The sequence below is a fragment of the Microcystis sp. M144S2 genome (assembly GCF_020246065.1).
Taxonomy (GTDB): Bacteria; Cyanobacteriota; Cyanobacteriia; order Cyanobacteriales; family Microcystaceae; genus Microcystis; species Microcystis ichthyoblabe_A.
This window is the reverse complement of sequence record NZ_JADBTR010000086.1, coordinates 1-3877: the sequence shown is the minus strand read 5'-3', so window position 1 is coordinate 3877 and position 3877 is coordinate 1. Positions and strand designations below refer to the sequence as shown.

At 40.9% G+C, this 3877-nt stretch carries 4 protein-coding genes and 2 pseudogenes; all 6 read right to left on the bottom strand.

The annotated features are described in order from the left end of the window. Positions 1-140: 140 nt before the first annotated feature. Positions 141-254: pseudogene (locus IM462_RS11280) on the bottom strand (IS630 family transposase); the annotation flags it as partial. A gap of 334 nt (positions 255-588) precedes the next feature. Then, the gene (locus tag IM462_RS11275; RefSeq protein WP_002737024.1) at positions 589-927 is read right to left on the bottom strand and encodes a DUF2442 domain-containing protein; all 339 of its coding nucleotides are present in this window, start codon (positions 925-927) and stop codon (positions 589-591) included. Further along, positions 881-1138 carry a DUF4160 domain-containing protein gene (locus tag IM462_RS11270; protein ID WP_287700183.1) on the bottom strand — a complete coding sequence of 86 codons (258 nt, stop codon included), beginning with the start codon at positions 1136-1138 and terminating at the stop codon, positions 881-883. Before IM462_RS11270 ends, IM462_RS11275 begins: the two co-directional genes overlap by 47 nt. 180 nt (positions 1139-1318) lie before the next feature. Continuing rightward, positions 1319-1417 (bottom strand): annotated as a pseudogene (locus IM462_RS11265) (DUF29 family protein); the annotation flags it as partial. Positions 1418-1560: 143 nt separating this feature from the next. Then, on the bottom strand, positions 1561-2256 hold the full coding sequence (locus IM462_RS11260) for a metal ABC transporter ATP-binding protein (RefSeq protein ID WP_002784967.1): 696 nt from the start codon (positions 2254-2256) through the stop codon (positions 1561-1563). 10 nt (positions 2257-2266) lie between these two features. Then, complete coding sequence (locus IM462_RS11255; protein ID WP_287700182.1) at positions 2267-3214, bottom strand: metal ABC transporter solute-binding protein, Zn/Mn family; 948 nt, start codon at positions 3212-3214, stop codon at positions 2267-2269. Between the last annotated feature and the right edge of the window lie 663 nt (positions 3215-3877).

The following is a 3877-nucleotide window of genomic DNA, read 5'->3' as shown; positions in this document are numbered from 1 at the left end:
TTCAAATATTTTGAGTATAAATACTCTATATACTCACTTCTCTGCGATGCAGTCGCACTCGCGGGAGCGCATTTTGTAGCTTGCTTAAAGCTTTGTTTCTGTCTGTATCACTTGTTACTTTTTAAAATGAGAATTGCTGGTAGTATTCTGGCATGGTTCATTTTGTAAGCTGCTATTTTTCCTTTCTTGGTTAGCTGCTCGAGTTCAGTTCTTTCGGAGTCTGTTAGATCTACAATATATTTTTTCTTCGGCATTTTTTTGTCTGAAGTTGGATAACTTCTTCCAGATTAGCTCTTTTTTTATCCCTCAACACAAAATTGATGCTCTACTAGGCTTCGCCGCTCTTCGAGAACGCAGTGCCTTCGGCAACGCCAATTTTATTAGCGAGGAAATAAGGTAATGTTTGGTTTCGTCACCTCAACCCAACCTACAGATCAGCGATCGCACTATTTTTTAAGTCAAGAGGGCAATTAGTGATCGCCCCTCTTCATCAAAAAGCGATCACACCATGAGGAGAAAACCTGATCGCACTAAAGTCCAAAATAATCGCAAATCAGATAATTATTGTTAAAAAAACAATTTGGTCTGTTACATTTCATTAGCATACCCTACAGGATCACCGACCATACTAACCGGTTGCTTGTCGAGGGCAATTTCAAATAAAAATTCAGGGGCAAAGTCTGCTCCGTTTGGCCATTCTATTGTCCGACTATTTACATATACTTTTTGAAATAAACTTTTATCTTTTAAGGGTTCAAAGATTTCCCCATACAATTCTTGTTCTAAATCTACAATCCCTTCTATTCCATTATTAAAGGTTAGCTTTAATTGATACTTATCCAGATATTCCACACAGATAACATGAAGAAATAGCTCCTTTTTAGGGAAGGGGATCGATTCTGTTAAGAGGTTTTCTTTGACTCGCATTTTCCCAGTTCTCCAATAGTTCAGATTGGTGTAGATCAAGCCACTCCCATATTAGATTTAGTCCTCTTTTGGGCATTTGACCACAAACTTCACCTGTGTGAATCATTATAACTGCTTCATAATCTTGATACTCGGCATGGATATGAGGCGGATTTTGATCGTTATAGTTCATGGTGATTTTTATTCCATAGAAGCTTGATAGAGTGGGCATGAGTAAGAATAGTAATAAAGGTTGCTTTCTAAAAGTTTTCCCCCTATTGTAAGCGATCGCCCTTGGCGTTCCAGCAATGACAATTTTAAAGTTTAATCAACAAAATAACAGCGATTACATTGAGCCTAGTCATAATGAAATTTACAACTAATAATAATAATTTTTGTCTCTGTTGGTTCCCCAATCCAATACATCTGTCTGTCTTTGTCGCAGTTGTTTGGCCGTTTCTTCTAACCAAGCAAGATAGTCTTGTTCGTATAAGTCTTTAGCGCTGGTCAGGTATTAGGTTTTTATTTTCTTGACGCTTATCTAACCTAAAAAAAGAGGGTTTGCAGGCAGGCACGGATTCCCATTCTATGTATAAGTATCTGTCAAGGGCGGGGATTTGTCAAGGGTTTTGACAGTAGAAAGGGAGAAAACTTTTAACAATACACTTGTTCTAGCATAGCGGTAGTGAGAGATTTTTGGCCGTGATAATAGAGACGACGATTGAGACAACCGATCGATTTAACATAGGTAGATAGGGTTCCTAGATCGTGGGAAATAATTAAAATGGTCATCCACTCATTCAATTCTTGCAACAGGGAAAAAATACTAGCACGCATTTGGGGATCGACACTAGCAGTGGGTTCATCTAAAATCAAGAGACGGGGTTCTACCGCTAAAGCGCGAGCGATATAAACCCGTTGGCGCTGTCCTCCTGAAAGTTCAGCAATCGACCTTTTTTTCAACGCTAACATTCCCACACTATCTAAAGCTTTATCTACCCTTACCTCATCTTTTTTACTATAGCCTTGCCAGAGTTTTTTGCTGCTCAATCTCCCCATTTTCACCACCTCACCCACAGTGATGGGAAATGAGCGATCGCATTCGACAAACTGCGGCACATAACCGACTAATTCCCGACCTTTTTGGACACTTTGCCCCAAAATACTGACTTCTCCCCGCCAAGGTTTAATTAATCCCAGTAAAACCTTAAGGAGGGTAGTTTTTCCTCCTCCATTCGGGCCGATAATTCCCAGGAAATCTAATTCTTCAATGGTTAAATTAATATCTTCGAGGATAGGTTCCTGTTCGTAGCCGGCCCAGAGATTATTAATGGTAATGATCGTTGACATATACAAGCAATTACTGATTTAAAACTGTGGCCATTTTTTGGGAAACTTGTCGCAGGTTTTCACTCCAATTTTCAGCAAAGGCACTGATAGGGATTACCTGTCCCCCAATTTCCCTAGCAATAGTTTCGGCACTTTTCTGACTAAATTCTGGTTGAGTAAAAATAACTTTAATATTCTCTTTTTTGGCCTGTTTGATTAGTTGACTTAACTGGGCAGCACTGGGTTCATTACCGTCGATTTCGATCGCAATCATCTCTAAACCGTAATCTTGGGCAAAATAGCCCCATTCGGGATGAAATACCATAAATTTTTTGTTTTTAATCCCTGCCAAGTTTTGCCGAATTTCTTGATCTAATGCGTCTAATTCCTGACTGAATTTTTCCAAGTTAGCTCGATAGATAGCTTCCTGACCCGGATCGAGTTGTGCTAGGGTTTGATAAATAGTCTTTGCCTGTGCTTTGACTCGTTTTGGGGATAACCAAATATGGGGATCTAGGGTGTTTTTTCCAGCTTGCTCTGTTTTTGCCTTGGCATGATCATGATCGTGATTATGATCATGGTTATGATCGTGATCATGTTCTGCTGTCAAAGGGATTTTATCTACTCCTTGACTGGTATCGACGATTAACATCTGTTGGTTAACACTGTTTAAGCGATCTTTCCAGGCATCTTCTAAGGATACACCGATTTTAAAGTAGGCTTGCGATCGGGCTGTGGTTTTTAATTGTTCGGGTTTTGGTTCATAGGTGTGGGGATCTGTCCCGGGTTGAATCATGGCATTAACACTGACTCTATCACCGCCGATGCGTTTGACGAAATATTCCTGCGGTACGATACTCACTGTCACCTGTAAGGGTGTCTTTGCTTCCTCTTCCTTGACCGAGGGACCACTACAAGCTGTTAAGCTGGCTATAGTCAGGGTTAAAGTGATCGCTGTTAACTGGAATTTTTTACCCATCGGATTAACTGAGTCTGATTATGATTCTGATCTTATCACAGTCGGTGAGAATCGTTATCATTCTGAAAATATTTCGGTATAGATGTACTGGTTTTTCGTCCTTCGATCTTTCGCTCCCAATTAAAAATTTTCTCTTGCTAACTAACGCTTGACATGATATTATATAGATAATGGAAAATCCGTGCGCCTGCGACCCCCCTCTGGTCAAGTCAAATAAAGCCCAAAAAAATTAACCCCAAAAAGTAGTGGGTAAACTGGAAACTGATACTCGTTAAGACTGCACCGGAGTGCCGGAGTTGGGAGAGGAAGCCTGAGCATTTGTACTAAAAATCCCAAGAGGCGGTTTAAATTCAGTAGAGCTTAACTAGAGCTTGCTGAATAAATCTAAAAACCGTGTTGGGTAAGACTTTTAGACTTTTTGGGAAATCAAAAAGTACCGTATCTGGGAGTGATCGGGGGGAAAATTCCGGGACTTTTTCCCTGAAAATTAGGTAATTGACCGCCTGAAAATGGGTAAAACCCTACACCCTACACCCCACACCCTACACCCCACACCCGTTCGGACCTCGGCGTGAGCTCGGTCGAACGCTGAGCTCACGGCCGAAGCCCACACCCCACACCCTACCCCCACGAAAAACTTTTTCAGCAGACCCTACCTATCGA

Coding starts and splice junctions, on each gene's coding strand:
- IM462_RS11270 (WP_287700183.1), bottom strand. CDS start 1,138: ATGCCCACTCTATCAAGCTTCTATGGAATAAAAATCACCATGAACTAT.
- IM462_RS11260 (WP_002784967.1), bottom strand. CDS start 2,256: ATGTCAACGATCATTACCATTAATAATCTCTGGGCCGGCTACGAACAG.
- IM462_RS11255 (WP_287700182.1), bottom strand. CDS start 3,214: ATGGGTAAAAAATTCCAGTTAACAGCGATCACTTTAACCCTGACTATA.
- IM462_RS11275 (WP_002737024.1), bottom strand. CDS start 927: ATGCGAGTCAAAGAAAACCTCTTAACAGAATCGATCCCCTTCCCTAAA.